The organism is Antarctobacter sediminis, assembly GCF_019218285.1.
Lineage (GTDB): Bacteria > Pseudomonadota > Alphaproteobacteria > Rhodobacterales > Rhodobacteraceae > Antarctobacter > Antarctobacter sediminis.
Genome location: NZ_JAHUZG010000002.1, coordinates 790,898 through 816,408 on the forward strand (window position 1 = coordinate 790,898; position 25,511 = coordinate 816,408).

The 25,511-nt window shown below is 63.2% G+C and carries 24 protein-coding genes; 15 read left to right on the forward strand and 9 right to left on the reverse strand.

The features are described 5' to 3' along the window. Positions 1-222: 222 nt before the first annotated feature. Entirely contained in the window at positions 223-921 is a 699-nt protein-coding gene (locus KJP30_RS11730; protein WP_218449468.1) for an HAD family hydrolase, read from the reverse strand. Between the two features lie 126 nt (positions 922-1,047). Between KJP30_RS11730 and clpS the strand changes: the two genes are divergently transcribed. The 4 genes from clpS to hemF are packed head-to-tail and all read left to right on the forward strand — an operon-like array spanning position 1,048 to position 4,163. Then, positions 1,048-1,371: an ATP-dependent Clp protease adapter ClpS gene (gene clpS / locus KJP30_RS11735; RefSeq protein ID WP_246594544.1), complete on the forward strand. Its 324-nt coding sequence runs from the start codon at positions 1,048-1,050 to the stop codon at positions 1,369-1,371. Between the two features lie 21 nt (positions 1,372-1,392). Further along, entirely contained in the window at positions 1,393-2,382 is a 990-nt protein-coding gene (locus KJP30_RS11740; RefSeq protein ID WP_218449470.1) for a class I SAM-dependent methyltransferase, read from the forward strand. Between the two features lie 40 nt (positions 2,383-2,422). Beyond that, complete coding sequence (locus KJP30_RS11745; RefSeq protein WP_218449471.1) at positions 2,423-3,223, forward strand: SDR family NAD(P)-dependent oxidoreductase; 801 nt, start codon at positions 2,423-2,425, stop codon at positions 3,221-3,223. Between the two features lie 58 nt (positions 3,224-3,281). Then, entirely contained in the window at positions 3,282-4,163 is an 882-nt protein-coding gene (gene hemF / locus KJP30_RS11750; RefSeq protein WP_218449472.1) for an oxygen-dependent coproporphyrinogen oxidase, read from the forward strand. A gap of 8 nt (positions 4,164-4,171) precedes the next feature. Here hemF and KJP30_RS11755 read toward each other — a convergent pair whose 3' ends face one another. After that, a complete protein-coding gene (locus tag KJP30_RS11755; protein ID WP_218449473.1) occupies positions 4,172-4,717 on the reverse strand; it encodes a pseudouridine synthase in 546 nt (181 codons plus the stop codon). A 3-nt stretch (positions 4,718-4,720) separates the two neighbouring features. Next, positions 4,721-5,170, reverse strand: a complete 450-nt coding sequence (locus tag KJP30_RS11760; protein WP_218449474.1) for a nucleoside deaminase — start codon at positions 5,168-5,170, stop codon at positions 4,721-4,723. Positions 5,171-5,255: 85 nt separating this feature from the next. Between KJP30_RS11760 and KJP30_RS11765 the strand changes: the two genes are divergently transcribed. The 8 genes from KJP30_RS11765 (at position 5,256) to KJP30_RS11800 (ending at position 12,291) form a co-directional block, all read left to right on the forward strand. Further along, the gene (locus KJP30_RS11765) at positions 5,256-6,068 is read left to right on the forward strand and encodes a pseudouridine synthase (RefSeq protein WP_218449475.1); all 813 of its coding nucleotides are present in this window, start codon (positions 5,256-5,258) and stop codon (positions 6,066-6,068) included. 103 nt (positions 6,069-6,171) lie between these two features. Further along, entirely contained in the window at positions 6,172-6,369 is a 198-nt protein-coding gene (locus KJP30_RS11770; RefSeq protein WP_218449476.1) for a hypothetical protein, read from the forward strand. 11 nt (positions 6,370-6,380) lie between these two features. Then, on the forward strand, positions 6,381-7,229 hold the full coding sequence (locus KJP30_RS11775; RefSeq protein ID WP_218449477.1) for a DUF4079 domain-containing protein: 849 nt from the start codon (positions 6,381-6,383) through the stop codon (positions 7,227-7,229). 191 nt (positions 7,230-7,420) lie between these two features. Next, positions 7,421-8,323 (forward strand): 5-bromo-4-chloroindolyl phosphate hydrolysis family protein, encoded by a 903-nt coding sequence (locus tag KJP30_RS11780; RefSeq protein WP_218449478.1) that lies wholly within the window; start codon positions 7,421-7,423, stop codon positions 8,321-8,323. A 21-nt stretch (positions 8,324-8,344) separates the two neighbouring features. Next, entirely contained in the window at positions 8,345-9,526 is a 1,182-nt protein-coding gene (locus KJP30_RS11785; protein ID WP_218449479.1) for a toxic anion resistance protein, read from the forward strand. An 8-nt stretch (positions 9,527-9,534) separates the two neighbouring features. Further along, positions 9,535-10,506, forward strand: coding sequence for a DUF2927 domain-containing protein (locus KJP30_RS11790; protein ID WP_218449480.1), 972 nt, complete (start codon positions 9,535-9,537; stop codon positions 10,504-10,506). A 16-nt stretch (positions 10,507-10,522) separates the two neighbouring features. Further along, positions 10,523-11,641, forward strand: coding sequence for an SPFH domain-containing protein (locus KJP30_RS11795; RefSeq protein WP_218449481.1), 1,119 nt, complete (start codon positions 10,523-10,525; stop codon positions 11,639-11,641). 77 nt (positions 11,642-11,718) lie between these two features. Beyond that, entirely contained in the window at positions 11,719-12,291 is a 573-nt protein-coding gene (locus KJP30_RS11800) for a DUF3228 family protein (RefSeq protein ID WP_218449482.1), read from the forward strand. Positions 12,292-12,327: 36 nt separating this feature from the next. Here the strand turns inward: KJP30_RS11800 and KJP30_RS11805 are convergent, their stop codons facing one another. Next, entirely contained in the window at positions 12,328-12,858 is a 531-nt protein-coding gene (locus KJP30_RS11805; RefSeq protein ID WP_218449483.1) for a hypothetical protein, read from the reverse strand. Between the two features lie 148 nt (positions 12,859-13,006). On the opposite strand from KJP30_RS11805, the gene KJP30_RS11810 reads away from it, so the two are divergent. The 3 genes from KJP30_RS11810 (at position 13,007) to dtd (ending at position 15,587) form a co-directional block, all read left to right on the forward strand. Continuing rightward, entirely contained in the window at positions 13,007-14,155 is a 1,149-nt protein-coding gene (locus KJP30_RS11810) for a primosomal protein N' (replication factor Y) - superfamily II helicase (RefSeq protein WP_425515707.1), read from the forward strand. A 92-nt stretch (positions 14,156-14,247) separates the two neighbouring features. Next, entirely contained in the window at positions 14,248-15,147 is a 900-nt protein-coding gene (locus KJP30_RS11815; protein WP_218449484.1) for a carbohydrate kinase family protein, read from the forward strand. Continuing rightward, entirely contained in the window at positions 15,144-15,587 is a 444-nt protein-coding gene (gene dtd, locus KJP30_RS11820; protein WP_218449485.1) for a D-aminoacyl-tRNA deacylase, read from the forward strand. Before KJP30_RS11815 ends, dtd begins: the two co-directional genes overlap by 4 nt. 9 nt (positions 15,588-15,596) lie before the next feature. On the opposite strand, the gene KJP30_RS11825 is transcribed toward dtd, so the two are convergent. From KJP30_RS11825 to KJP30_RS11845, 5 genes are all read right to left on the reverse strand, one after another. Next, positions 15,597-15,824, reverse strand: a complete 228-nt coding sequence (locus KJP30_RS11825; RefSeq protein WP_218449486.1) for a hypothetical protein — start codon at positions 15,822-15,824, stop codon at positions 15,597-15,599. Positions 15,825-15,884: 60 nt separating this feature from the next. Beyond that, complete coding sequence (locus KJP30_RS11830; RefSeq protein WP_218449487.1) at positions 15,885-17,066, reverse strand: HlyD family type I secretion periplasmic adaptor subunit; 1,182 nt, start codon at positions 17,064-17,066, stop codon at positions 15,885-15,887. Then, positions 17,067-19,238: an ATP-binding cassette domain-containing protein gene (locus tag KJP30_RS11835; protein WP_218450130.1), complete on the reverse strand. Its 2,172-nt coding sequence runs from the start codon at positions 19,236-19,238 to the stop codon at positions 17,067-17,069. It abuts the gene before it with no gap. Between the two features lie 41 nt (positions 19,239-19,279). Continuing rightward, on the reverse strand, positions 19,280-20,593 hold the full coding sequence (locus KJP30_RS11840; protein WP_246594474.1) for a TolC family protein: 1,314 nt from the start codon (positions 20,591-20,593) through the stop codon (positions 19,280-19,282). Positions 20,594-20,682: 89 nt separating this feature from the next. Next, positions 20,683-25,326 (reverse strand): Ig-like domain-containing protein, encoded by a 4,644-nt coding sequence (locus tag KJP30_RS11845; protein WP_218449488.1) that lies wholly within the window; start codon positions 25,324-25,326, stop codon positions 20,683-20,685. Positions 25,327-25,511 lie beyond the last annotated feature (185 nt).

Here is a 25,511-nt window from a genome sequence, read left to right on the forward strand (position 1 = left end):
TTTTGTCCCGGACCCATTTTGCGGGTTCCATGGTTAATAGGATGCTAACACGAGAAAGGCTTCAAGAGAAGGCCGCAATGCCCTGATTTTTAATGATATTTACCAAGGGGCAGCCGCAACATCTTGCGTTTTCCCCGGAAACAAGCCCCAAGACCGGCCAATGCGGCGGGATTGTGGCGAATTGAGGCGGAAATGTGGCGACTCGCAAGGTCCCCACGGGACTCAGCCGATCTCGGCCACGAGGTCCGGCAGATCCCCTAGATCCGTCACGCTGCGGAACCTGGGGGCCTCGGGAGGCTCGGCGTGCTCCAGCGCCCAGGCAAGGTCATGTGGCACGTGAACGCCCCAGGCCCCTGCCTCGATCGCCGGCACAACATCGGATTTCATCGAGTTGCCTACCATCATGGCGGCCTCGGCCCCGCCGGGCAACGGCCCGAAGATCCGCGCATAGGTCTGGGGTTGCTTGTCCGAAACAATCTCGACGCCGTCGAACAACTCGCCCAGCCCGGATTGCGCCAGCTTGCGCTCCTGATGCAGCAAGTCGCCCTTGGTAATGAGGACAAGGTGATGCGTTTCGGCCACGGCCTCGACCGCTTCGCGCGCATGGGGCAACAATTCGATCGGATGCGCCAGCATCTCGCGCCCCGCCGCCATCAACTCGGAGATGACAGAGGCCGGAACCCGCCCCTCGGTCACCTCGATGGCGGTTTCGATCATCGACAGGACGAATCCCTTCACGCCGAACCCATAGTGGCCGATATTGCGCCGCTCTGCCTCGATCAGGCGCTCGGCAAGGTGGTCGCGTTCTGCGTAATCCCGCAGAAGGTCTGCGAATCGCTCCTGTGTCAGCACGAAAAAGCGTTCGTTGTGCCACAGCGTATCGTCGGCATCGAAACCGATTGTTTGAAGTTTTCCCGCCATCTTGTATGCAGCTCCGAACGGCCCCCTTTTCGGCAATGCCTCTCACCCTATATACAGGGGCCGAACACGGAAACCCAAAGCGCGATTGCCCTGATGACCGACGCCCCCATCACACGGACGTTCACGATGACCGGCACCACGCCCGATGACGGCGAGGGTGACGCCGGCGTTGCCGTTCAGACAAAGCCCAAGACCAAGCGGCCACCGCTGTACAAGGTGCTGCTGCTGAACGACGATTACACGCCCATGGAATTCGTCGTGCATGTGCTGGAGCGGTTCTTTGGCATGACCCATGCCCAGGCGTTCGAAATCATGCTGACCGTTCACAAGAAAGGCGTCGCCGTGGTCGGCGTCTTCAGCCATGAAATCGCAGAGACCAAAGTTGGTCAGGTGATGGATTTCGCCCGCCGCCACCAGCACCCTCTGCAATGCACGATGGAGAAGGAATAGGCCCCCGCGCCATTCCGCCCCATGTCAGCAGATCGTCTCTCCTTCGCCCTCGCCTCCGGTGGCCTCGACTTGCCGGAAAGCGGGTCCATCGCGCTGATCGGCGCGCCCGGCGACGTCGCGCTGGACGGGCTGGACCCGTCGCGCATCGACGTTATCCAGACCTGCTTTCCCGACCATGCGGCGTGGCTGCGCCGTGGAGTGACAGCCCGAACCTCACCCGAAGGCCCCTATGCCGCGGCCATCGTGACCCTGCCGCGCGCCCGTGATCTGGCCGAGGACCGCATCGCCCGCGCCAGCGCGCTGACACCGGGCGGTTTGGTCGTGGTCAATGGCGCCAAGACCGACGGAATCGAGGCACTGGCCAAGGCCCTTCGCAGCCGCGTTACCATTCAGGGTCAGGTGTCCAAGGCGCATGGCAAATGCCTGTGGTTCGACGGGGGCACCGATCTGTCGGACTGGTTCCGCGAACCGGCGCGCCTGTCCTCTGGCGATCTGACGGCGCCGGGGATCTTTTCCGCCGATGGCCCGGATCCGGCCTCGCAGGCGCTGGCCGCCGCGCTGCCGGTCAATCTCAAGGGTCGGTTTGCTGATCTTGGTGCCGGGTGGGGTTGGCTGTCGCGCCAGATCCTGGGCCACGACAGCATCACCGAATTGCATCTTGTCGAGGCCGAGAAAGCCGCGCTGGATTGCGCCCGCGAAAACGTCAGCGATCCGCGCGCGCGGTTCCACTGGGCCGACGCCACGGATTGGACGGTTTCGCCGACGCTGGACGGCGTCATCATGAACCCGCCCTTTCATCAGGGACGCAAGGCAGATCCCGATCTGGGCCGTGCTTTTATCGCCTCGGCGGCGCGCCTGCTGGCGCCGCACGGCCGGCTCTGGCTTGTCGCCAACCGCCACTTGCCTTATGAGGCCGCGCTTGCCGACTCGTTCCGAGAGTCGTCAGAGATTGGCGGCGACAACCGCTTCAAGATCCTGCACGCCGCGCGGCCCACTCGCCAGCGGCGCTGATCCCGGCTAGCTTGACCGGGCAACCTTCACGAGGCCCCCAATGAGTTTCTCCATCGAAGGCAAGACCGCGATTGTCACCGGCGCTGCGAACGGCGTCGGCCTGGCTATCGCCCGGCATTTCGCCAACAAGGGCGCAAACGTCATGCTCGCCGACATGGACGAGCCGCAGCTTTACAAGGAATGCGGTGACGAAACCGACGAAAGCGCGATCCGCTACTTTGCCGGTGACCTGCGGGAACGGCTGACCATGGCCAACCTGCTGTCGGCGACGCTGGATGCCTTCGACCGTGTCGACATCCTGATCAACGGCTCGCGCCAGTTGCTGACCTCGGATCCGCTGGATCTTGAGGATGATACAGTCGAGACCCTGATGACGCAGAACCTGACCACCGCCTATCGCATGACTCAGTTGGTGGCCAAACGCATGATCAAACAGGCCGAAGGACAAGACGAAGGCCAGGTCGGTGCGATCGTGAACCTGTCGTCCATCGCCGCGCGCCGCACCCACCCCGAGCTTCTGGGCTATTCCGTTTCCTGTGCGGCGCTGGACCAGATGACCCGCTCGATGGCGGTGGCGCTGGCGCCGCATCGCATCCGGGTCAACGCCGTGGCCTTTGGTTCGGTCATGTCCGCCAGCCTCAAGGACACGCTGCGCGAGCACAAAAGCTATCGCTCGGATATCGAAGAACATACGCCGCTGGGCCGGATCGCCGCCCCGCGCGAACTGGCCGAGTCGGTGCAGTTCCTGTCCTGCGAAGGTGCGGGCTTTGTCACCGGGCAGATCATGACCGTCGACGGCGGCCGTACGCTGTTGGATCCGGTGGCCGCCCCGGCGCACTGAGCCTTCTTGTTCCCGCAGCCGGGCTGGCCTACACCTCCCTGAAAAGGGAGAATTCCGCATGATGGACGCTGAAAAGACCCGCGCAAGTCAATGGTTCCGCCAGCTGCGCGACGAGATCGTCGCGGCCTTCGAGGCGCTGGAGGACAGCCATGCCGTCGGTCCGTTTTCCGACATGGACGCGGGTCGCTTTGAAGTGACGGAAACCAAACGCGCCTCAGACGACGGCTCGGATGCAGGCGGCGGGTTGATGAGCGTCATGCGCGGCGGGCGCGTCTTTGAAAAGGTCGGCGTCAACGTGTCCACCGTTTACGGCACCCTTGGCGAGGCCGCGCAAAAGGCCATGGCCGCGCGCGGCGTGCCGGGGATCGAGGCGGACCCGCGCTTTTGGGCTTCGGGCATCAGCCTTGTCGCCCATATGCAGAACCCGCATTGCCCCGCCGTCCACATGAACACCCGTATGTTCTGGACCCCGGGGGCGTGGTGGTTCGGCGGCGGGTCGGACCTGAACCCTTGCATCGAATACGATGAGGACACCGCGCATTTCCACGCCACGCAAAAGGCGCATCTGGATCCGCATGGCGACACGCTCTACCCCGAGCTCAAGGCTTGGGCGGATGAGTATTTCTATATCCCGCACCGCCACCGCGCCCGCGGCGTCGGCGGCATCTTCATGGACGACCGCAACTCCGGCGACTGGGAAGCGGATTTCGCCCTGACACAGGACATCGGTCGCGCCTTCCTGCCCGCCTTTCTGCCGCTGGTCGAAAAGCGCCGGGTGCAGGATTTCACCGAGGCCGACAAAGAGACACAACTGGTCCACCGGGGCCTCTATGCCGAATACAACCTCGTCTATGACCGCGGCACCAAGTTCGGACTGGCCACCGGCCATGACGCCAATGCCGTTTTGATGAGCCTTCCACCGCTGGCGAAGTGGATCTGAACCGAGCGTCAGGCCTCCCGCCATTCTCCCGGCGGGAGGTCGTCCAGCGTCCAGTCACCGACAGACCAGCGCACCAGCCGCAGGCACGGAAGGCCGACATGGGCGCACATGCGGCGCACTTGCCGATTGCGGCCCTCGGTGATCGTCAGTTGTAACCAGGCATCGGGCACGGTCTTGCGGAAACGCACCGGCGGTACGCGTGGCCACAAATCGGGCGGGTCAAGCGCCACGCAACCCGCGGGCCGGGTCGGTCCATCCTTCAACGTGACACCCTTGCGCAACGCTTCGATCTGGTCCGGCTGCGGCGTGCCTTCGACCTGCACAAGGTAGCTCTTGGGCCGTTTGAACTTGGGACTGGCAATCCGCGCCTGCAACCGCCCGTCATCCGTCAGCACCAGCAAACCCTCACTGTCCCGGTCCAGCCGCCCCGCAGGATAGACGCCGGAAACATCGATGAACTCGGACAGGGTGGTGCGCGGGCTGTCCGCATTGCCCTTGTCGGTAAATTGCGACAGCACGCCGAACGGCTTGTTGAACAGGATCACTCGGGCCATGCGCTACCTCCGCGCCGCAAAAAATTCACGCAGCAGGGCCGAGGCGTCCTCGCCCCCGATGCCGTCATAGACCTCGGGGACATGGTGGCACTGGGAGTGCGAAAACACCCGCGGCCCTTGCCCGACCCCGCCCGATTTCGGATCCGATGCCCCGTAATACAATCGCCTGATGCGGGCGAACCCGATGGCGGCGGCACACATGGGGCATGGCTCCAGCGTCACGTACAGATCATGGTCAGGCAAACGTTCCGCCCCCAGCCGGGCACAGGCCTCACGGATCGCCAGCATCTCGGCATGGGCGGTGGGATCGTTCAATTCGCGGGTCCGGTTCCCGGCCCGTGCGATCACCTTGCCATCGGGGGCGACAAGAACCGCACCAACCGGCACTTCGCCACGGGCGGCGGCTGCGCGCGCCTCGTCCATTGCGATGTCCATGTGGCTGCGGAAGGTCATGGCACCTGTTAACGCGGGCAGAGAAGCGGGGGAAGGTGCTTCAAAGCGGCTTTTCCCCCGACGCCGCCCTGCGTTATGGAACCTCATGGAGAACACCACCCCCAAGGGCGAGCGAATCGCCAAGGTCATTGCCCGTGCCGGCCGCGCCAGCCGACGCGAGGCCGAACGCATGATCGAAGAAGGCCGCGTGACGGTGAACGGAAAGACGATCGACCGCGCCGCGCTGAACGTCACGGACAAGGACAAGATCACCGTCGACGGCACGCCGCTGGAAGCCCCGGAAGAACCACGGCTGTGGCTGTACCACAAGCCAACGGGACTGGTGACAACCACCCGCGACGAACAGGGCCGCCCCACGATCTACGACGACCTGCCCGAAGACCTGCCCCGGGTCATGAGCGTCGGCCGGCTGGATCTCAACTCCGAAGGTTTGCTGCTGTTGACGAACGACGGCGGCATCAAGCGCAAGCTGGAACTGCCCTCGACCGGCTGGCTGCGCAAGTACCGGGTCCGGGTGAACGGACGACCGACCGACGACATGCTGAAACCCCTGCGCGACGGGATCGAGGTTGACGGCCAGAAATTCCAGCCGATGCAGGTCAGCCTAGACCGGCAGCAGGGCGCAAACGCATGGCTGACCGTTGGCCTGCGCGAAGGCAAGAACCGCGAGATCCGCCGCGCCATGACCGACATCGGCCTGACGGTGAACCGCCTGATCCGGGTGTCCTACGGACCGTTCCAGCTTGGTCAGATGAAACAGGGCGAAGTGCAGGAAGTCCGCCGCAAGATCCTGCGAGACCAGCTTGGCCTTGATGCGGAAAAGCCCACCGGAACGGCCAAACCCTCTCGCCCGCCAAAGCGAAATGTCACGCGGCGGCGACCGCCGAAAAAGGGTTAACGCGGCGCCAAACCCACAGGGTTTGGCAACCTTCTGTTAACTTTTCTTTCTTTTTCCTGACGATTGCCCCGGTTTCGCCCGGTTTCACACGAAAGTTGTCCTCATGGTGACAACTTTCATAGCCCTCGCGATTCTACTGGCCTCGGCCCTTCTGGTCGTCGGAAACCTGCGCATGGTCGCGCTGGACACCTTTGATGCGGTCCAGACCTATGCTCGACATGCCCGACAAAGCGGTCAGTTGACCCGGCACGTCGCCTATTTCGCGCTGTGGCTGATGATCTTCATCATGAGCTATACCTGAGGGGGCCGACAATGGCGCAGGCGCAGATCGACAAGACGGCAAAAGCAGAAACCGGGGAACAGACCGGACGACTGTCCGACAGTCGCGCGCAGCTTGACCTCGGTTTGAACTTTCTCTTCCTCGCTGCCTTTCCCCTGTTGCTTTGGGTTTTTCAGGAATCCTTTGCCGGGATCGCCACGGCAATCGCGTTGATGTGGGTCTTTTCCTTGGCCCTGCGCCTGATCGCTTCGGGGCAACAGGTTCACCACGACTATGCCCGTGCAGAGGTGGCCCAAGCCCCCCGCATCCCGCGCAAGGTGATCGGATCGCTGATGATCGGCTTTGTCGTGATGGTTCTTGCCGGCCACAAATACGACAATCTCTGGATGCCCGCGCTGGCGGGTCTGATTGCCGTCGGCCTTGCGATTGCCGCCTTTGGGCTGGACCCGATGCGCAACAAGGGGTCAGAGCGCGCCCGGCAGGTGGCCGCCCTGAACAGTGCCGAAACCGCCATGGCTGCGCTGGTCGACCGGATTGCCGCGCTGGAGGATCCGGCCCTGACGCTGAAAATCGAGGCCGCGCGCCGGTTGGTGCTGCGCCCGATGCGGCAAACCACGGATGACGCCCGAACCTCGGCGCGCCTTGACCGGCCGGTGCGCAAGGTCATCGCGATCCTCGACGAAGAGGTCCGCCGGCTGGAAACCGCGTGGACCGGTCAGGGCAAGGCTTTTGCCCGCCGACGCTTTCTTGCCAAGCTTGAGGTCATGACCGAAAGCTTCGAGGCCTTTGCCGTTCACAACGGCGTCCGGGGCGCCCGGGATGCCTTTGAACGGCAGGCGGACATGCTCATCGACCGGATGCCACGGGAATCCGCCGCCTGAGCCGTTCGGGTCGGACTTCCCCCTAGCAAGCGCAGCATTTTGCCCCTAAGTTGCTGAGTGAAAAGGCGCAGGCAAGCGCCGATACCCGGGGAGTGCGATGTCTGGTAACGCCTTGCAAAAGGTGAGCTATATCCTGCTGATCGTGCTGCTTTTCGGAGTGGCAACCGGTTGGCTGGGAGGGCTTTGAACCCATGGCCCAGCGGTTTGGTGGAAAATTCAGCCCCGACGGCAAGTCTGACGGCCCCGATGCGCGCCCGCATGACGAGCGTCCGGCTTATCACGGCGCACGTGTGTCACCGGCGGGGGCACGGTCCAACGTTCTCTTTGTTCCCGGCGTCGTTCTGGCGATCCTTTCGATCAATGACGGTGCCATCGGCATGGCCGCAGGGCTTGCCGGGGCCGCATCGCTGATCCTTGGCGCATGGCTGTTGCGCGACGGTTTGATCGCCGAAGCGGCCTTTCACGACCGCAAGGTCGCGCGACGTCCGGCTATCCCACGCAAGATCTTTGCCGCCGCGCTGTGCGGCATTGGTGCCGGAATCGCGGCATGGCGGTCGGAGCCCGGCCTGCTGGCGCCGCTGATCTTTGGTGGCGCGGCAGGTATCCTGCACCTTGGCGCATTCGGCATCGACCCGATGAAAGACAAGGGAATGGAAGGCATCGACACCTTCACGCAGGATCGCGTGGCCAAGGTGGTGGATGAGGCCGAAAGCTATCTGACTGCCATGACCGACGCGGTGAAACGCGCAGGCGACCGTCAGGTGGAAACCCGCGTGGACCGGTTCGTGGTCAAGGTGCGTGAGATGATCCGCACCGTCGAGGAAGATCCGCGTGATCTGACCGGCGCCAAGAAGTTCCTTGGCGTTTATCTTATGGGCGCGCGTGACGCGACGGTGAAGTTTGCCGATATTTTTTCGCGCCAACAGGACCGCGACGCGCGAAGCGATTACATGATGCTGCTGACAGATCTCGAAGAAAGCTTTGACAAGAAGATCGACAAGCTGCTGGCAGACAATAACGAAGACTTGAACGTGGAAATCGAGGTGTTGCGCGACCGGCTGCAACGCGAAGGCGTTCACCTCGACAGAAGATGAATTTATTGAACGGGGGATCCCATGTCTGAGAATATTCGTCAGGAAGCCGAGAAGACCCTAGCCCTGGTCGACGAGGTCAACGCCGTCGTCCTGCCCGAACCGGTCGAGGCGAATGCCGTCGTGCCGCTTAAGGATGCCCCGGCTGAGGTCAGCTCGGAAATCCGCTCCCGGATGGACGAGCTGGACATGGGCGATACCAATTCGATCGTTTCGTTCGGCTCTGCCGCGCAGGCGGAATTGCAGGAAATCAGTCAGGCCATGCTGACCGATGTCCGCAACAAGGACGTGGGTCCGGCGGGCGACAGCCTGCGCAACATCGTGACAACGATCCGCGGCTTTTCGGTTTCAGAGCTGGATGTGCGCCGCGAACGCAGCTGGTGGGAAAAACTGCTGGGTCGCGCTGCGCCCTTTGCCAAGTTCACCGCCCGTTTCGAAACCGTGCAGGGCCAGATCGACAAGGTCACCGACGACCTTCTGAAGCACGAGCATGTGCTGCTGAAAGACATCAAGTCGCTGGACCTGCTGTATGAAAAGACACTCCAGTTCTACGACGAGTTGGCGCTGTATATCGCCGCCGGTGAGGCCAAGCTCGAAGAGCTGGACACCGTTACCATCCCGGCCAAGGAGGCCGAAGTCCAGGCTGCGCCGGAAAACGATGCGGTCATGATGGCGCAGGAACTTCGCGACATGCGCGCCGCCCGGGATGATCTGGAACGCCGCGTTCACGACCTGAAACTGACCCGGCAAGTCACTATGCAATCGCTGCCGTCGATCCGGCTTGTCCAGGAAAACGACAAGTCGCTGGTCACCAAGATCAACTCGACCCTCGTCAACACCGTGCCTCTCTGGGAAACCCAGCTTGCCCAGGCGCTGACCATCCAGCGGTCGAAAGAGGCCGCGGCGGCCGTACGCGACGCCAACGATCTGACCAACGAACTGTTGACCTCGAACGCCGCCAACCTGCGCGAAAGCAACAAGATGATCCGTCAGGAGATGGAGCGTGGTGTCTTTGACATCGAGGCCGTCAAGCAGGCGAACGCCGACCTGATCGCCACGATCGAGGACAGCCTTCAGATCGCGGACGAAGGCAAGGCGCGCCGCGCCAAGGCCGAGGAAGAACTGAAGAAGATGGAATCGGAACTGCGCGACACGCTGGCCTCGGCCACCTCCCGTCGCGACGCCTCCGGTTCGGTCCCGAACTGAGGAACGCAATGAAGGGCGGCCTGAAAATTGCATCGGCGCTTGGGGCCGCCCTGATCCTGTCAGGGTGCCTCGGGTCGCAACTTGCTCCGCGCAAGACCTCTGTCACACCGGCGGCACGCCCTGCCGCGCTGGCCCCGCCGGAAAAACCGGCGGCGGTCGAACCCTCACGCGCCAGTATTGCGCTGGCCAATTACTATAACCGTGTGCAAAGCGACCTGCTGGCGCGCGGCCTGTTGCGCACCGACGGCGGGGGGCCGGACACGGCTTTTACCGATACCATGTTGGTGCGCAATTTCGCGGCCGTCGCGCTTGAAGAAGAATACGAACGCGGTGCCGGCCTGCGGCCATCCTCGGGTGCGCCCAGCGCGATCAAGAAATGGACGGTGCCCGTCCGCATGACGACGGAATTCGGCCCCGGGGTTCCGCAAGATCAGATCGCGGACTCCAAGGCCGAGGTCGCCTCGTATGCTGCACGGCTGTCGCGGATCACCGGCCATCCGATCTCGATGGTCGACAAGGGGGCGAACTATCACGTGCTGTTCATGTCCGAGGACGACAGCGCCCGGATCGCCCCGCGCATCCGTCAGATCGTGCCTGACGTGAACCCCAACGCGCTGCGTATCTTCGACAACCTGCCGCGCAGCATTCATTGCGTGGTGGTGGCCTTTTCGCGCAGCCGTGGCGGCTATGACTATGGCACCGCCATCGCGGTGATCCGTTCCGAACATCCGCCACTGTTGCGCCGCTCGTGTATCCACGAGGAACTGGCACAAGGCATGGGGCTGACCAATGACAGCCCACGCGCGCGGCCGTCGATCTTTAACGACGACGACGAATTTGCACTGCTCACCGGCCATGACGAACTGTTGCTCAAGATCCTTTACGATCAACGGCTAAAGCCGGGCATGACTGCCGAAGAGGCGTTGCCCATCGTGCGCAGCCGGGCGGCGGAACTGATGGGCTCGGGCGGCCCAAGCTGATTAAGGGAGAAAAGACATGGGCATTTGGGATTTCCTGTCAGGTCAATTCATCGACGTCATCCATTGGACGGATGACACCCGCGACACGATGGTCTGGCGGTTCGAACGCGAAGGCCATGAAATCAAGTACGGCGCCAAGCTGACGGTCCGCGAAGGACAGGCGGCGGTCTTTGTCCACGAAGGCCAGCTTGCGGATGTCTTTACCCCCGGTCTCTACATGCTCGAGACCAACAACATGCCGATCATGACCTCGCTTCAGCACTGGGACCACGCTTTCCAGTCGCCGTTCAAGTCCGAGATCTATTTCGTCAACACCAACCGCTTCACCAACCTCAAGTGGGGCACCAAGAACCCGATCATGCTGCGCGACCCGGAATTCGGGCCGACCCGCATTCGCGCCTTCGGGACCTACGCGATCAAGGTCGCGGACCCGGCGCTGTTCATGACTGAAATCGTCGGCACCGACGGCGAATTCACCATGGACGAGATCAGCTTTCAGATCCGCAATGTCATTGTGCAGGAGTTTTCCAAGGACATCGCCGCCTCGGGCATCCCGGTGCTGGACATGGCCGCGAACACCGGCGAGGTCAGCGAGCTGATCCGCAAGGCGATCGACCCGGTGATCCACCAATACGGTCTGGAACTGTCCGAACTCTACATCGAAAACATCTCGCTGCCCCCTGCGGTGGAAAAGGCGCTGGACGCGCGCACCTCGCGCGGGATCGCGGGCAACCTTGACGACCACATGAAGTGGAAGGCCGCCGAGGCCATGGGTCAGGGTGGCGCCATGGATCAATCCATGGGCATGGGCTTTGGTGCCGGGATGGGCATGCAGATGGCCAACTCCATGGCACAGCAAGGACCTTGGGGTGCAGCGCCACAACATGCACAGCCCCAAGCCGCGCCGATGGCCCCGCCACCGCCGCCGGTCGAACACGTCTGGCACCTTGCAAAGAACGGCCAGACCTCGGGGCCGTTTTCCAAAGCGGACCTTGGCAAGATGGTCGCCACTGGCGAGTTGACCCGCGAAACCCACGCATGGACACAAGGGCAGGACGGCTGGAAACGCGCGGGAGAGGTGCCGGAACTGGCACAGCTCTTTACCGTGATGCCGCCGCCTCCGCCGCCTATGTAAACGCCTACAAGCTTGCCGGAGCGCCTGTGACGCCCCGGCAAGCCAGCCCCGAAAAGGATCCCCTCTTGCGCATTGCCATGACCGACTTCGCCCGCCGCAACTGGGAACTGGGCGCCAGCGGTACGCGGATCGTGGGGCTTTCGCCCGAGGATCTGACCCGCCGGTGCAACGAGGCCGTCGCCGCGGGCGTTCCGCTGGTCGATGGCTATGCGCCTTTCTGCAAACACCTGTTCCTGCGAAATGAAACCTCCACGCGCTGCGGTTTTGCCCCGATCACCGCGGACAACGCCCATCTTTTGCGCAGCGGCTACCGCGCCCGGCGCGAGGGCGAGATGGCCGTGCTGGAACGCTGGTTCGAAGGCGGCGCACCACGGGCCGAATGGCTGGATGTGATCCTGTACAGCCATGCGCAGATGCTGGCCGAAGCCGCGGACTATCCCGAAGATCAGGCTGTCCCCGACTGTGACTGGTGCGTGGTGTCGATCATCGGCACGCTGGAGCCGACCGAACCGCCCATGCCCCCAATCACCCAATGGCGCAATGCGCTTGGCCGCGCCGAAGGCGGGTCCGGACAGCCGGTTGATGCCACGGCCTATGCAAAAGCCGTGGATTTCTGGGAGCGTCACGCGCCGGTCAAGACCGCCGGCTGACCCCCGGCTCGGTCACTTTGCGGCACCACTTCGGGGTCATTGCAAAAGACTCAGCATCGCGGGGGCATTGCAGGCATCGCCCGGAAAGGCGAACTGCTCGACCCGAACGGCCGGGAAGGGCACATCCGGCGCGACCTGACTGTCAAAGATCAGGGTATCATCCACGCAGATATCCTGCGCCGCGTTGCCGATGTTGAACCCGAAACCGCCGGGGCCGCAATCATCCCCTTCGCCGTTCATGTTCCAGGCCTGCGGCATCCAGACCCCCTGTCCATCCACGACAAAGCTGCCGGTGGCCGGGTCGAAATGCAAACGCCAGCTGGTTTGTTCATTGACCATGGTCAGCGCCCAGCGCCCGACCGGATCGCCCTCTTTCCTCCCCTCGATCACGAAACACGCCAGGTCGTGTTCCCGCACGAAGGGGCCGGTGACCGCATCGCTGTCATACTGCAACGCGCCTTTGACCACGTAGCCGCCGCTGCCCTGCCATTCAAAGGCATAGGTCACGGGTTCTGCTGCGGCATTGCCCGCCGTCGCCATCAGCCAAACGCAAAGGCCCCATTTCATCCGCTTCGCTCCATCGTCACCCCGGGGCAGGCTAACGACCGGGGCGGGCCGCGCCAAGGGTTCTCGGGTTTTGCAGTTTTTTCCTTTTCCTGATGGCCGATCCGCGCAAGACTGCGGCCAAACCCAACAGCTTGATGTATTTTCCAGCATGAGTGATCTGCCTCCTCCTCCGCCCTCCGACACACCGCCGCCCGCCGCGCCGAAGGACATGGTCGACGAACATCGTTTTCCCTGCGACCAATGCGGCGCGGATTTCCGGTTTGACCCCGACCGCGGGATGTTGGTTTGCGAGCACTGCGGAAACACCGCCGAAATCGCCGACAGCACCGGCCCGTGGGACGGCGGCATTCGCGAGTTGGATTTCAAGGCAGCCATCGACAACCTGCTGCCACTGCAAGAGATGGAAGAAACCCGGGTTTCCACCTGTCCGAATTGCGCCGCGCAGGTGGAATTCGACCCGGACGTCCATTCCGCCGAATGCCCCTTTTGCGCCACGCCGGTCGTGACCGATACCGGCACACATCGCCATATCAAACCGCGCGGGCTGCTGCCCTTTGCACTGGACGAAGAAGCCGCGCGCGAGGCGATGTCAGAATGGCTGGGCAAGCTCTGGTTCGCTCCGAACGGTTTGCAGGCCTATGCCCGCAAGGGCCGCAAGCTGACCGGCATTTACGTGCCCTACTGGACCTTCGATGCGGACACGACCTCGGATTACCGGGGGGAACGCGGCACCGTCTATTACGAAACGCGGCAGGTGACGCGCGACGGCAAAACGGAAACCGAGCGCGTGCAAAAGATCCGCTGGTCCCCTGTTTCAGGCCGGGTAAAACGGTTCTTTGATGACGTGCTGGTGTTGGCCTCCAAGGCGCTGCCCAAGCGGTTCACCGACGCGCTGGAACCTTGGGACCTGTCGGCGATGGAACCCTATCGGCCCGAATTCCTTGCCGGCTTCCGGGCCGAAGGATATCAGGTCGATCTTGACGAAGGCTTTGCAGAAGCCAAAGCCAAGATGGACCAACAGATCCACCGGGACGTCAAGTTCGACATCGGCGGAGATCGTCAGCGTGTCCACAATGTCGACACGGAAATGCGGGACATCACCTTCAAACACGTGCTGTTGCCCGTCTGGATGGCCGCCTACAAATACCGTGGCAAAAGCTATCGTTTCGTGGTCAACGGCCGTTCGGGCCGTGTGCGCGGGGAACGCCCGTGGTCGGCATGGAAGATCGCCTTTGCCGTGGTGCTGGGCCTGATCATTGCCGGTGGTATTGGCTATCTGGTCGCTATGAACCAATAGGATCGGCGCAGGTCTGAGGCTTTGACGCGGGGATACTTCCGCTGTAGAGAGCGCGAAGCAGTTAGCGCAAACATAAGGATAGGGAGAGAGCCATGATCCTCTGCTGCGGCGAAGCTCTGATCGACATGTTGCCCCGCACATCGGTCGACGGGGAACAGGCCTTTGCTCCATATGCCGGCGGGGCCGTGTTCAACACGGCCATCGCGCTTGGGCGGCTGGGTGCGCCCTCGGGATACCTTGGCGGGCTGTCCGAAGACCTCTTTGGCCAGATCCTTGCCGATGCTCTTAGCGCCTCCAAGGTGGATTTCAGCCTCTGCCCGCGTTCGCCCCGCCCCACCACGCTGGCCTTTGTCACGCTGACCGACGGGCAGGCACGCTATGCCTTCTACGATGAAAACACCGCCGGGCGCATGCTGACAGAAAGCGACCTGCCAATGCTGGGTGATGAAACGCAGGCGCTGTTCTTTGGCGGCATCAGCCTTGTCAGCGAACCGCAGGCCGACAGCTATGCCGCGCTCTGTGCCGCGGCCGGCGACCGCGTGGTGATGATTGATCCCAACATCCGCCCCGGTTTCATCACCGACGAAGCCCGCTATCGCAGCCGCCTTGCCGGAATGCTGACGCGTGCAGACATCATCAAGATTTCTGACGAGGACATGGAGTGGCTGGGCACCGATGCTGCGTCGCTTTTGTCCGGCGAAACACGGGTTGTCCTTGTGACCCGGGGGGCCGAGGGCGTGGACGTGGTCACAGCGCGGGGCACGAAACGCGTACCCGCCCGCAGGGTCGAGGTTGTCGACACGGTCGGCGCTGGGGACACCTTCAACGCCGGTTTCCTCAGCGGGCTGCATCAGGCCGGTCTGCTGACCCGCGCCGCGCTGGCCGAAGCCACGGAAGAGGCGCTGTCTCTCGCGGCGGATCTTGGCGCGCGTGCCGCTGCCGTCACCGTCAGCCGGGCCGGCGCCAACCCGCCATGGGACACCGAACTGTGAGGGCGCTGATCCAGCGCGTCTCGCAGGCTCGGGTTGACGTGGGCGGTGCCACGATCGGGGAAATCGGGCCGGGCGTGCTGGTGCTGATCTGTGCCATGCAAGGCGATACCGAGGCGGAGGCAGACAAGCTGGCTGGCAAGATCGCCAAACTGCGGATTTTCAAGGACGACGAGGGCCGGATGAACCGCTCGGTCCTCGACACCGACGGATCGGCACTGGTGGTCAGCCAGTTCACGCTGGCCGCCGATACCTCGCGCGGCAACCGGCCGGGCTTTTCGTCGGCGGCCGCACCCGCTGATGGCGAAAGACTGTATGAATATTTCGCCGGAGCGATGCAGGCTCAGGGCATGTCTGTTGCCACCGGCCGCTTTGGCGCGGACATGGCCGTGCATCTTGTCAACGACGGTCCGGTCACGATCTGGATGGACACCGACGGGTGATCCCCGCGCTCACCAGAGTTTTTTGACCTGCCCCGGCGGCCCGCCGTGCGGGTGATTGCCCCACAGACCGCCGTTGTAGTTCGACGAATTCGTGGACGGCGCCGCCGCAGCCGAACGGGCGTCCAGCGCCGTCAGCAGGACCGCGCTGCCCCCCAGAATGCTGCGGGAATATTTGGCAAGCGCCTCACGCCGCCTTGCATCTTCCGGTTCGTCCCCCGGTTTCTGTTCACCAACCATGCTGCCTCACGCTTTTTCTTGTTGTTGATGCGGTGCAAAACCGATGATCGTTAATCAGGCCTAGGGTTCCCTGAAGGCCTCACGCGATTTGTAGAGCGGCTTCAGCAGGTATTGCAGAACCGTCTTTTCGCCGGTGTGCAGTTCCGCCTGTGCCTGCATGCCCGGCCGAATTTCCATGGCCACCTGCCGATCCGTGAGCGAAGACATGTCCACCCGCAGCGTCACCTTGTAGTGAGGCTCTGCCTCGGGTCGGCGTTCATCCTTGAAAGTGTCGGCAGAGATCACATCGACCCGACCCTTGAGTGTGCCGTAAATCGTGTAGTCATACGCTGTCAGCTTGATCGTCGCCTCTTGGCCCGGGCGGATATTGGCGATGTCCTGCGGGCGCACCTTGGCCTCGACATACAGTTCCTCGTCGACGGGAATGATCTGCATGATTTCTTCGCCCGGACGCACGACGCCGCCGATCGTCGTCACCGACAGCTTGTTGACCACGCCATGCATCGGAGAGGTCAGCACCGTCCGGTTCAACTGATCCAGCGAGGCCTTGAGGTTCTGTTGCAGCGTCGCCAGCTCCTTGAGCGTCTCTGAATATTCCTCGGCCCGGACCAGCTCCGTCTGTGTGACGATCTCGTCAAACAGTTTTTGCGCGTCCGCATGCGCCTTGCGGGCGCGTGTGACCTCGATCAGGGCGACCACTTTCTTGTCCAGCAGGTCTTCCATCAGCTTGAGTTCGGAAACCGCCTGTTCCAACACCCGGTCGGCCCCTTGCCGCCGCTTGAAATAGTCGGACTGTCGGGCGGCCAGCAGCGCCTGCTCCGAGGCCACCAACTGTGGCGACCGTTGCGCCAAAGAAGGGGGGACCTCGACAACCGAGGCCCCCTCCAGTTCAGCCTCGAGCCGCAGGCGTCGAATCTCGAGGGCGGTGATCTGGTCCTGCAAATCGTCCACGGAGGATTGAAACTGTGTCCCGTGCAGCCGCGCCAGCACATCGCCGCGCAGCACCTCGTCGCCTTCCTTGACCATCAGTTCCGACAGGATGCCGCCTTCGAGGTTCTGAATGATCTGCGGGCGCGAGGACGAGATGATCTCGCCATCGCCGCGCACGATTTCATCCAGCCAAGCAAAGTTGGCCCAGAGGATAAAGGCCCAGACCGCCCCGGCGCAAAGCCAGATGGTCATCGACGGGCCCTTGAGATCCTTGGACAGTTGCGCGGCAAGATTTGTGCTGGTGGCGGCCATTTACCCGGTCCCCGTCTGGGTGGTGCGCAGATGGTCCAGCACCTTGTCGCGCGGCCCGTCGATCACCATACGGCCGTTGGCAAGGATCAAGGTGCGCGACACGAGGCTGAGGATCGGCACCCGATGCGTGGCGATCACCGCCGTGCGTCCCTGCAACCACCCTTCCAACCGCGAGATCAGCGTCTTTTCCAGCGTCTGGTCCAGTGCCGCGGTCGGTTCGTCCAAAAGACAGATGTCGGGGTCCTGCAACCACAGCCGCGCCCAGCCGATGGATTGACGCTGGCCCACGGACAGGCCCTCACCACCGTCGCGAATATCAAGATCCAGCCCCTTGGGGTGCGTTTTGACAAACGGACCAAGACCCGCAAAATCCAAAGCTTCCAGCAGGCGGTCGTCGTCACGCTCCAACAGGCTGAGGTTGAGATTGTCGCGCAACGTGCCCTGAAACAGGCGCACCTCTTGGCCCAGATAGCCGATGGACCGGCGCAAGTCGCGCGGTTCGATCTGGCTCATCTCGGTTCCATCCACCAGAACCTTGCCACCGGTGGGCGCATATAGCCCGGACAAAAGCTTGAGCAGGGTAGATTTGCCCGATCCGTTGGCGCCCAGCACGGCAACGGTCTGTCCCGGCTGAATGGCAAGCTGGTTCAGGTCCAGCACGGTCGCGCCTTCGGGGTCGTAGCGGTAGGTGGTTTCGCGAAGTTCGTATTTCCCCGACAACCCCTCGCGGCGCAGATAGTGCCGCCCCTCGGAACGGTCCTGCGGTACATTTGCAATCGCGTCCAGCCCGTCCAGCGCCGCCTTGACGTTGCCCCATCGGGCAAGGATGCCGGACAACTGCGTCAGCGGGGCAAGCGTCCGCGACGACAGGATGCTGACGGCAATGATCGACCCGACAGTGAATTCGCCTGCAAACACAAGATAGGTGCCGGTGATGACGGCAGCGACATAGGTGCCCTGCTGGATTCCCTGGCTCCAGAAGGTCAGCTTGGCCGCAAGCCTGCGCTGATCCGAGGATTTCAGCGCCTGCACCGCGCTCAGTTCTTCCCAAAGGCGGACAAAGCGATCTTCGGCGCGCTGGGTCTTGATCGTGTCCAGTTCGACCACGGATTCCTGCAACAGGCGCGATTGGCGCGCGCTGGCGCCCTGCATTTCCTGTGTCAGCCGGATCATCCGTTTCTGCATGAAAAAGCCCGGCACGACCATCAGCAGACCGCCAAGGATCAAAACCCAGACGACGCTGCCCGCGATCGACCAGACCAACAGCAGAAATACGAAGATGAACGGGATGTCGGCCAGCGCCCCCACGGTCGAGGCGGTAAAGAACTCGCGCACCGATCCGAATTCCCGCACGGCCGAAAACAACTGTGACGGCGACCGGCCGGGCAGGTCCGAACGCATGCCCAGCAGCCGGTTCATCAGCAACCCCTGCACGCCCAATTCGATCTGGCGCCCCGCCCCATCCAGAAGATGCGAGCGCGAGACCTTCAGCAGCCCCTCCAGCAAAAGCGCCATCAAGGCACCGGCCGCCAAAACCCACAACGTGGCTTCGGACTGGTGCGGAATTACCCGGTCATAGACCTGAAGCGAAAACAGCGCGACCGAGACCGCCAGAAGGTTGGCGACGAAACTGCCCAGCGCCACTTCGGCGAAATGCTTGCTGAACCGGCGGAACTGCCCCCAGAACCAATGCGCCTGACCATCGACCGACGCATGCACATCCGACAGCGCCTGCACCGGGGCATCGGCCCGCAAAAGCTCTCCCGTAAAGACGGATCCGAACTCGTCCAGAGACACCTCGGACCGACGCGCGGCAGAGGTTTCATCATAGATGGTCAGGCTGTGCCCCTCTTGCGAGAGCACAAGCACCGCCTGCCCGTTGGTCATCATGGCCAGCGCGGGCCAAAGCGCGGGCACAAGGCTGTCCGGCGTTTCGACCTGGGCGATCAGACCCGCGGCCTGCACCCCGGCCAATAGCGCAGCCCCGTCGTAGCGGTCGCCATCAAGCGCACGGGGCGACAGCGCCTCGAGAATGTCGGCCTGCTTGGCCTCGACGCCAAGGCGGCCAGCCAGAACGCGGATCAGGCTGGCGCGGGCGCGGGCGCGATCCGTATGGCGCGGCGCCCGACGCGCGGCATTTGCAGCACCGGTTGCGGGCACTGCGCGCAACATCGCCTTGCCCGCTTTTCCCGCTGCCTGAAAAACATTCTGGCTCACAGTTGTGCCCCCTCGGCAAGGGCACCGCGCAGGCGGGCCAGTTCCAACCGGGCGCGCGCGGCCTTGTATTTCAGCGAAATGGCAGACTCGAGCGCCGCCGCATAGGTTTCGTAAACCCCGACCACATCCATCACCTGCCGTTGTCCGCCGTCATACTGGCGCTGGAACAGATCAAGGTTCTGCTTGGCCTGACGGGTCAGCACCTCTGCCTCCTTGGCCTGACGGGTATAAGCCGCCAATTGGCTGGACTGGCTGCGGATGGCGCGCTCGGCGGTTTCGCTGGCCTCGCCGATGCGGCGGGCTGCGGCCTCTGTCGTGGCTTCGATTGCCCGCAGGTCCGAAACGGTGCCCAGCGAAAACAGCGTATCCGTGCCAAGGTTCAACCCGCCGACCGTCCCACTGTCGCCAACCGATCCGCTGGCCACAAGGCTGGGCAGATGGCTGGCCCGGGCGATGCGCGCCTCGGCCACGGCGATGTCACGTTCAACACGGGCGCGCAGCACGCCAAGCGCCTCGCCGCCCGCGGCCTCCCGCAGCGCCCCCAACCCGCGCACATCGGACAAGGGGCTGGCCGCCATGGCGTCCAGTTCCGCCAACGCCGTGCGTGCGGTTTCCAAGGCCTCACCCCGGCGCGCGCGGATGCTGGCCAGTTTCTGGCGCAACACGTTCAGATCGGACATGTCCGATACGCCGCCGCGCACCCTTTCGTTCATGATCCATTCGAACTGGGTCATGTCTTTCAGGGCAAAATCCAGATGCGCCGCCAGTTCGCGGCTTTCTTCGGCACGCAGGTACAGTTTCAGCGCGTCGTTGACCCGGGCATTGCCATCTTCGACCAGCTTGACGGCGGCCAGTTCGACATTGGCCTTGGCCAGATCGCGTTCCGCCTGTTTGCGGCCATTGTCGAACAGAACCTGATTAATCACCAGATCGGCAACAAAGGCCCCCAGTGAATCCAGCGAGATGCGCGGCCCGATACTAGGCAGCCAGTTGTATTTCGCCGCCGCGGCGCGCAGTTGCGCCACGTGCAACTCTGCTGCTGCAACGCGGTTGTCGGACGCGATCACCGCGTTCGCCACCTGCGCGTAGGGTGTCCCCGGCTCGACCGCCGAGGCGCGCAGCGACAAAGCATGAATGACCGGCGCCGCCTGCGCGGGATCAGGGCGCGCCGCCAAGGCCGCGCGCGTGACGGTTTCTTCCGCCGGTGGCTTGGTCCCTGCGCCGAAACGCGGAACCGCCATATCCTTCATGCAACCCGAAAGCGTGACTGCCGCAGCAATCAGCCCCAGGGCTTGCCTGCCTATCCTCATTCGGGCCCCCGTCTCGGCGCGATTATCGTTATGTGCGGGATCCGCGACCCGGTTCTGCGCCGGGCCTGCGAACGGTACGTATTACGCGGTTACGTGACGCCGTGAACCTGCGTGATGTCATCCTCGATCAGCAGGGTCGCGTCACCCAGACTGAAGACGTTAAAGCCATTACCATCATTGCCCTCTGCCGTGGCGCCGGTGATGGTCACGCTGTCGTCTGCGCCACCACGGATCACAACGGTATCGGTGTGATCCGACAGCGCCTTGATCTGCGCCTCGGTGATGGTCAGGTTGCTGTCCTCGGCGAAATGCAGGTCGATGGTGTCGATCTGGAATTCGGACAGTGCGCTGGCAATGTCGTCGGACATCAACACCGTGTTCGTCGCCGGATCGTCCGTCACGAGGTAGGACCCGGAGGTGTTGCCCGCCGGATCGGTCGAGGCAAGAACCAGATGCGTGCCGTCCGGCACCGACCCGGTGAGGTCGATATAGCTTTGCCCGATGGCCGGAATGTCCGTTGTCGTGTCGATGGGCACTGCCGTCACGTCGGGCGTGCCCGCCGGATCGGTCAATTGACCCAGAAAGACATCGTCGGTGGTGATCTCGGTCCGGATCAGGTCAACGCCAGATCCATCGCGGCCATAGCCGGTCCAGTGCAGTGTGTCCGGGGCATCCGTGTCGATGCTCAGCGTTTCGTTGATCGCGCGGGTATTGCCCGCCGCGTCCACCGCCTCGATCAGCACCGGTGCGGTCAGTGTGCCCGTCGGAATGGCGCTGGATGCAATGTCCACCGACCAGTTGCCCGAGGCATCCACGGTGGCCACATGCGCCATGCCCCCCACCGTGACGGTGACGGTCGATCCCTGCTCGACCACGCCGGTCAGGGTGACGCCCTGCGCCGCCTCGGCGGCGTTGATCACGCCATCCGGTGTCACCGGGTCCGAGGACATGGCCAGACTGTTCACTTCGGTGTCGATGTCGAATGTTACCGAGGTCGTCGCGGTATTGCCCGCGGCATCCGTGGTGTCGATCACCGCCGAACTGCTCTTTTCGCCGGCGGGAATATCCCCGGCGCCAAAGCCCACGGACCAGTTGCCCGCGGCATCCACCGTGGCAGAGCGCGTAACACCTTCGAAGGTAACAGAAACGGTGCCGCCCGGTTCGGTTGTTCCGGTCAGGACAAAACCGTCGCTGGCTTCGTTCGCGTTGATTACATTGTCGCCCTCGACGGGCGTGGTCGAAGCGGCAAAATTCAGAACCTCGGTATCCACCTTCACGCTGTCGGTACGGGTCAGCACATTGCCCGCGCTGTCCGTGATCGTGGCGGAAATATCCGCGGTATAGGTGCCCGGAGCGATCTCGCCCGGGGCGTAGTCCACCGACCAGTTGCCGGAGGCATCGGTCAACACGGCATGGGTCACGCCGTTCATCGTGACATTGACCACCTGCCCCGGGTCCGAGGTGCCTTTGATCGTCACCCCGTCCGAGGCCTCGACAAAGTTCACGACATCGTCGGTTTCCACCGGGTCGGGGCTGATGGTCAGCGTGCCCGCATCCGTGTCGATGGTCACCGGCTGGGTGATGGTTTCGGTGTTGCCAGCCGGATCGGTCGACACGGCGGTCAGGGTGACGGTCTGTTCCCCCGAGGGGAGCTGTGCGGGATCAAAGCTGGCGGTCCAGTTGCCGCCCGCGTCGACGGTGGCCTGCACTGTATGACCGTTCAGCGTGATCGCCACCGTGCCACCCGGTTCTGTCGTCCCGGTCAGGACCAGCCCCTGCGCGGCCTCATCCGCGTTGATGACGGCATCCGCGCCACCCGGCGTCGAGGTGATGGCAAAATTGCGCACCAGCGTATCGACATCAATCGTGCCGTTTGCGGTGGCGGTATTGCCTGCGGGGTCCGTCGAGGTGGCGGTCACGGTCAGGCTACGCTCGCCCGCCGGGATCTCGGCGGCGGCGAAATCCACGGACCAACTGCCATCGGCGGCGACAGTGGCCTGATGCGTCACCGTACCCAGCGTCACCATGACCGTGCTGCCGGCCTCGGCAGTGCCCGTCAGGGTCACACCGTCCGACCGCTCGGCCGCGTTGACGACACCGTCGCCTTCGACGCCGGTGGTCATGACCGCAACGTTTGTTGTCGTGTCGATCTGGATGGTGCCGGTGGCCGTAACCACATTCCCCGCCCCGTCAATCGAAGTGGCCAAGACATCAAGCGAAGTTTCGCCCTCGGGGATCTCTGACGCGGGCAGGACCACGGACCAGTTTCCGTTGAAATCCACAGTCGCGTTATAGGCGGTGCCATTGACCGTCACAGTGACCGAAGACCCTGCATCGGTGGCCTCGGTATAGCCTGTCAGCAATACGCCGTCGGCACGTTCAGCCGCGTTGACGACGCCATCGCCTTCGACGGACGAGGTGTAGACCTCGACATGGTTGGTCACGTCGATTTCGAACCCGCCCGAGGCAAAGGCCATGTTGCCCGCCGGATCGGTCGAGGTGACCGTTGCCAGTACAGCGATACTGTCAGGCGATCCCGCATTGGTGGGCAGGACATGCGCCGGGAAAGGCATGGACCAGCTACCATCGGCGGCCACGACCGCAGTGACGCTCTCGCCATACAGTTCCAGAGTCACCGTGGCACCCGGTTCGCCGGTGCCGATGAAGGTGACCATGCCCGCGTGTTCGGTGCTGTTGATGATCCCGTCAACGGCAAGCGCCGAGGTATCAATGGTCAGCGCAAGTTCCGTGTCGATATCGACAGTGCCGGTCGCGGTCACGGTATTGCCCGCCGCATCGGTCGCGATGGCGGAAATATCCATCGTGGTGGTGCCCGAGGGCAGGTTCACCGCCGGGATGTTCACCGACCATGCACCGGACGCATCCGCCGTTGCCGTATAGCTGTAACCATTCGCGGTGACGACCACGCTGGCGCCTGCCTCGGCGCTGCCGGTCAGGACCGTGCCATCGCTGGCCTCTGCCGCATTGATGACGCCATCGCCCTCAACCGTATCGGTATGCAGCGACAGGGTGATCTCGGTATCGATGCTGACGGTGCCCGACTTGGTGATCGTGTTGCCCGCGTGATCGGTGGCCGTCGCCGTAATATCCAGCGGCATTGACCCGCGCGGCAGGCTGACCGAGGGGATGTCGATCGTCCAGCCACCGGAGGCATCCGCCGTGGTGGTGAAACTGGTGCCATTGGTGGAGACGACCACCGTGGCGCCACCCTCGGCAGATCCGGTCACGACCACACCGGCGTCGGCCTCTGCCCCGTTGATCACGGCGTCGCCGCCGACCGCGCCTGTGTTCACGGCAAGCGTGATTTCCGTGTCGACGTCAAAGCTATGGCTCAAGGTCGCCACGTTCCCCGCCGGGTCGGTGGACACGATCTGCGCCGTGGTGGTGTAGGTCCCTTCGGGCAGGTCGCCCGCAGCGAAATTGACGGACCACTTGCCATCCACGTCCGCCGTCGCCGTCACGGTCACACCTTCGACGGTCACGGTCACGGTCGATCCGGCATCCGTGGTGCCGGTGAAAGTCACGCCCGCATCTGCCTCGACCTGACCGATCAGATCATCGCCGGTCAGCGGTAGGTTTGTCAGGTGAACGCTGTTCTGCGTATCCACGGCCACCACATCGACAACGGTCGTGCTGTTGCCGAACCCATCGGTGGAAACCAGCGTGATGTCCTTGTCGTAGGTGCCTTCGGGAAAGACCGTACCGTCAAAGTCAAAAGACCAATCACCGTTTTCATCGACAACGCCTGTCTGCGTCGTGTCATCGACGGCGATGGTGATGGTTGTGCCCGGCTCGCCCTTGCCGGTCACGGTGACACCGTCGCTCTGGTCGTCGGCGTTCACAAGGACGCCGGTCGAAACGGTGCCGTCGGTCACGTCCACCGGCGGAGGCGTCGTGTCGATTTCGAACGACGGGCCATAAAGGTTGGTCACCGTGCCATCCGGATCCGTGACCACGACGGGAATGTTTTCATAGATGCCATCGGGCGGAAAGTTTTCGCCGTCAAAGACTATCTGCCACGTGCGGTCATCCCCGGCGATCCCGGTCAGGGTCACACCGCCAATGGTGACCTCGACAACCGAACCGGGATTGGCCGTGCCGGTGATCGTGATGCTGGGCGTATCGCCGCCCGCGATGTCATAACTGGCATCCGGATCGTCAACGGTCGGAGGGGTCCATCCAAAGGAACCGCCGCCTCCGCCACCGCCGCCGGAACCGCCCAACAGGGCCGCCCCGCCCAGCGCCGCAGCGCCAAGTCCGGCTGCACCCAGCCCGCCCATGCCGATCAGCCCGGCCGCCAACATGCTGACTTCGCTTCCGTCATCGGCAACGATGGGCGCTTCGGCAACCACGGTGGGCTCGTCGATAAAGATAAGCGCGTCCTCGGGGCTCCACTTGCCCCATTCTTCGGTCGGTCCGTATTGCGCGAACAACGCGCCGCCATCGGCCTCGACAAAGCTGACTTCGTTCAGCGAGCCGTAGGAACTGAGGAAAAGCCGACCTGCGTCGCTTTCGAAATAGCCCTCAAGGACGATGACCCGACCGTCGGCAAGCGTGATCAAAAGGTCGTCCCCGGCACGGTCATAGCCGCGCACATCGGACTGGGAAATGTTCAAGGAAATGTCTTGATCGCCCGCCGCATTGATAAGGAACCCTTTCTCGTCCCCATCGACAGCGCCACGCTCTACAATGCCCGCACGGGTACGGGTCACGAATTTAATCGCGTTCATAATTACACCGCTCTACCTCTGCGTCCGCCCGTTCAATGCCGGCAGACTTGTTTTTTTCACTTTGCGAAATATCGCATTTTTGTGGCTTTCGCTACTGACTTTTTCCCCAATATCCCGAGAAGTGGGGGAAAATCCCTGCAAAAGCACCAAATCTGCGTCGGGCTGTG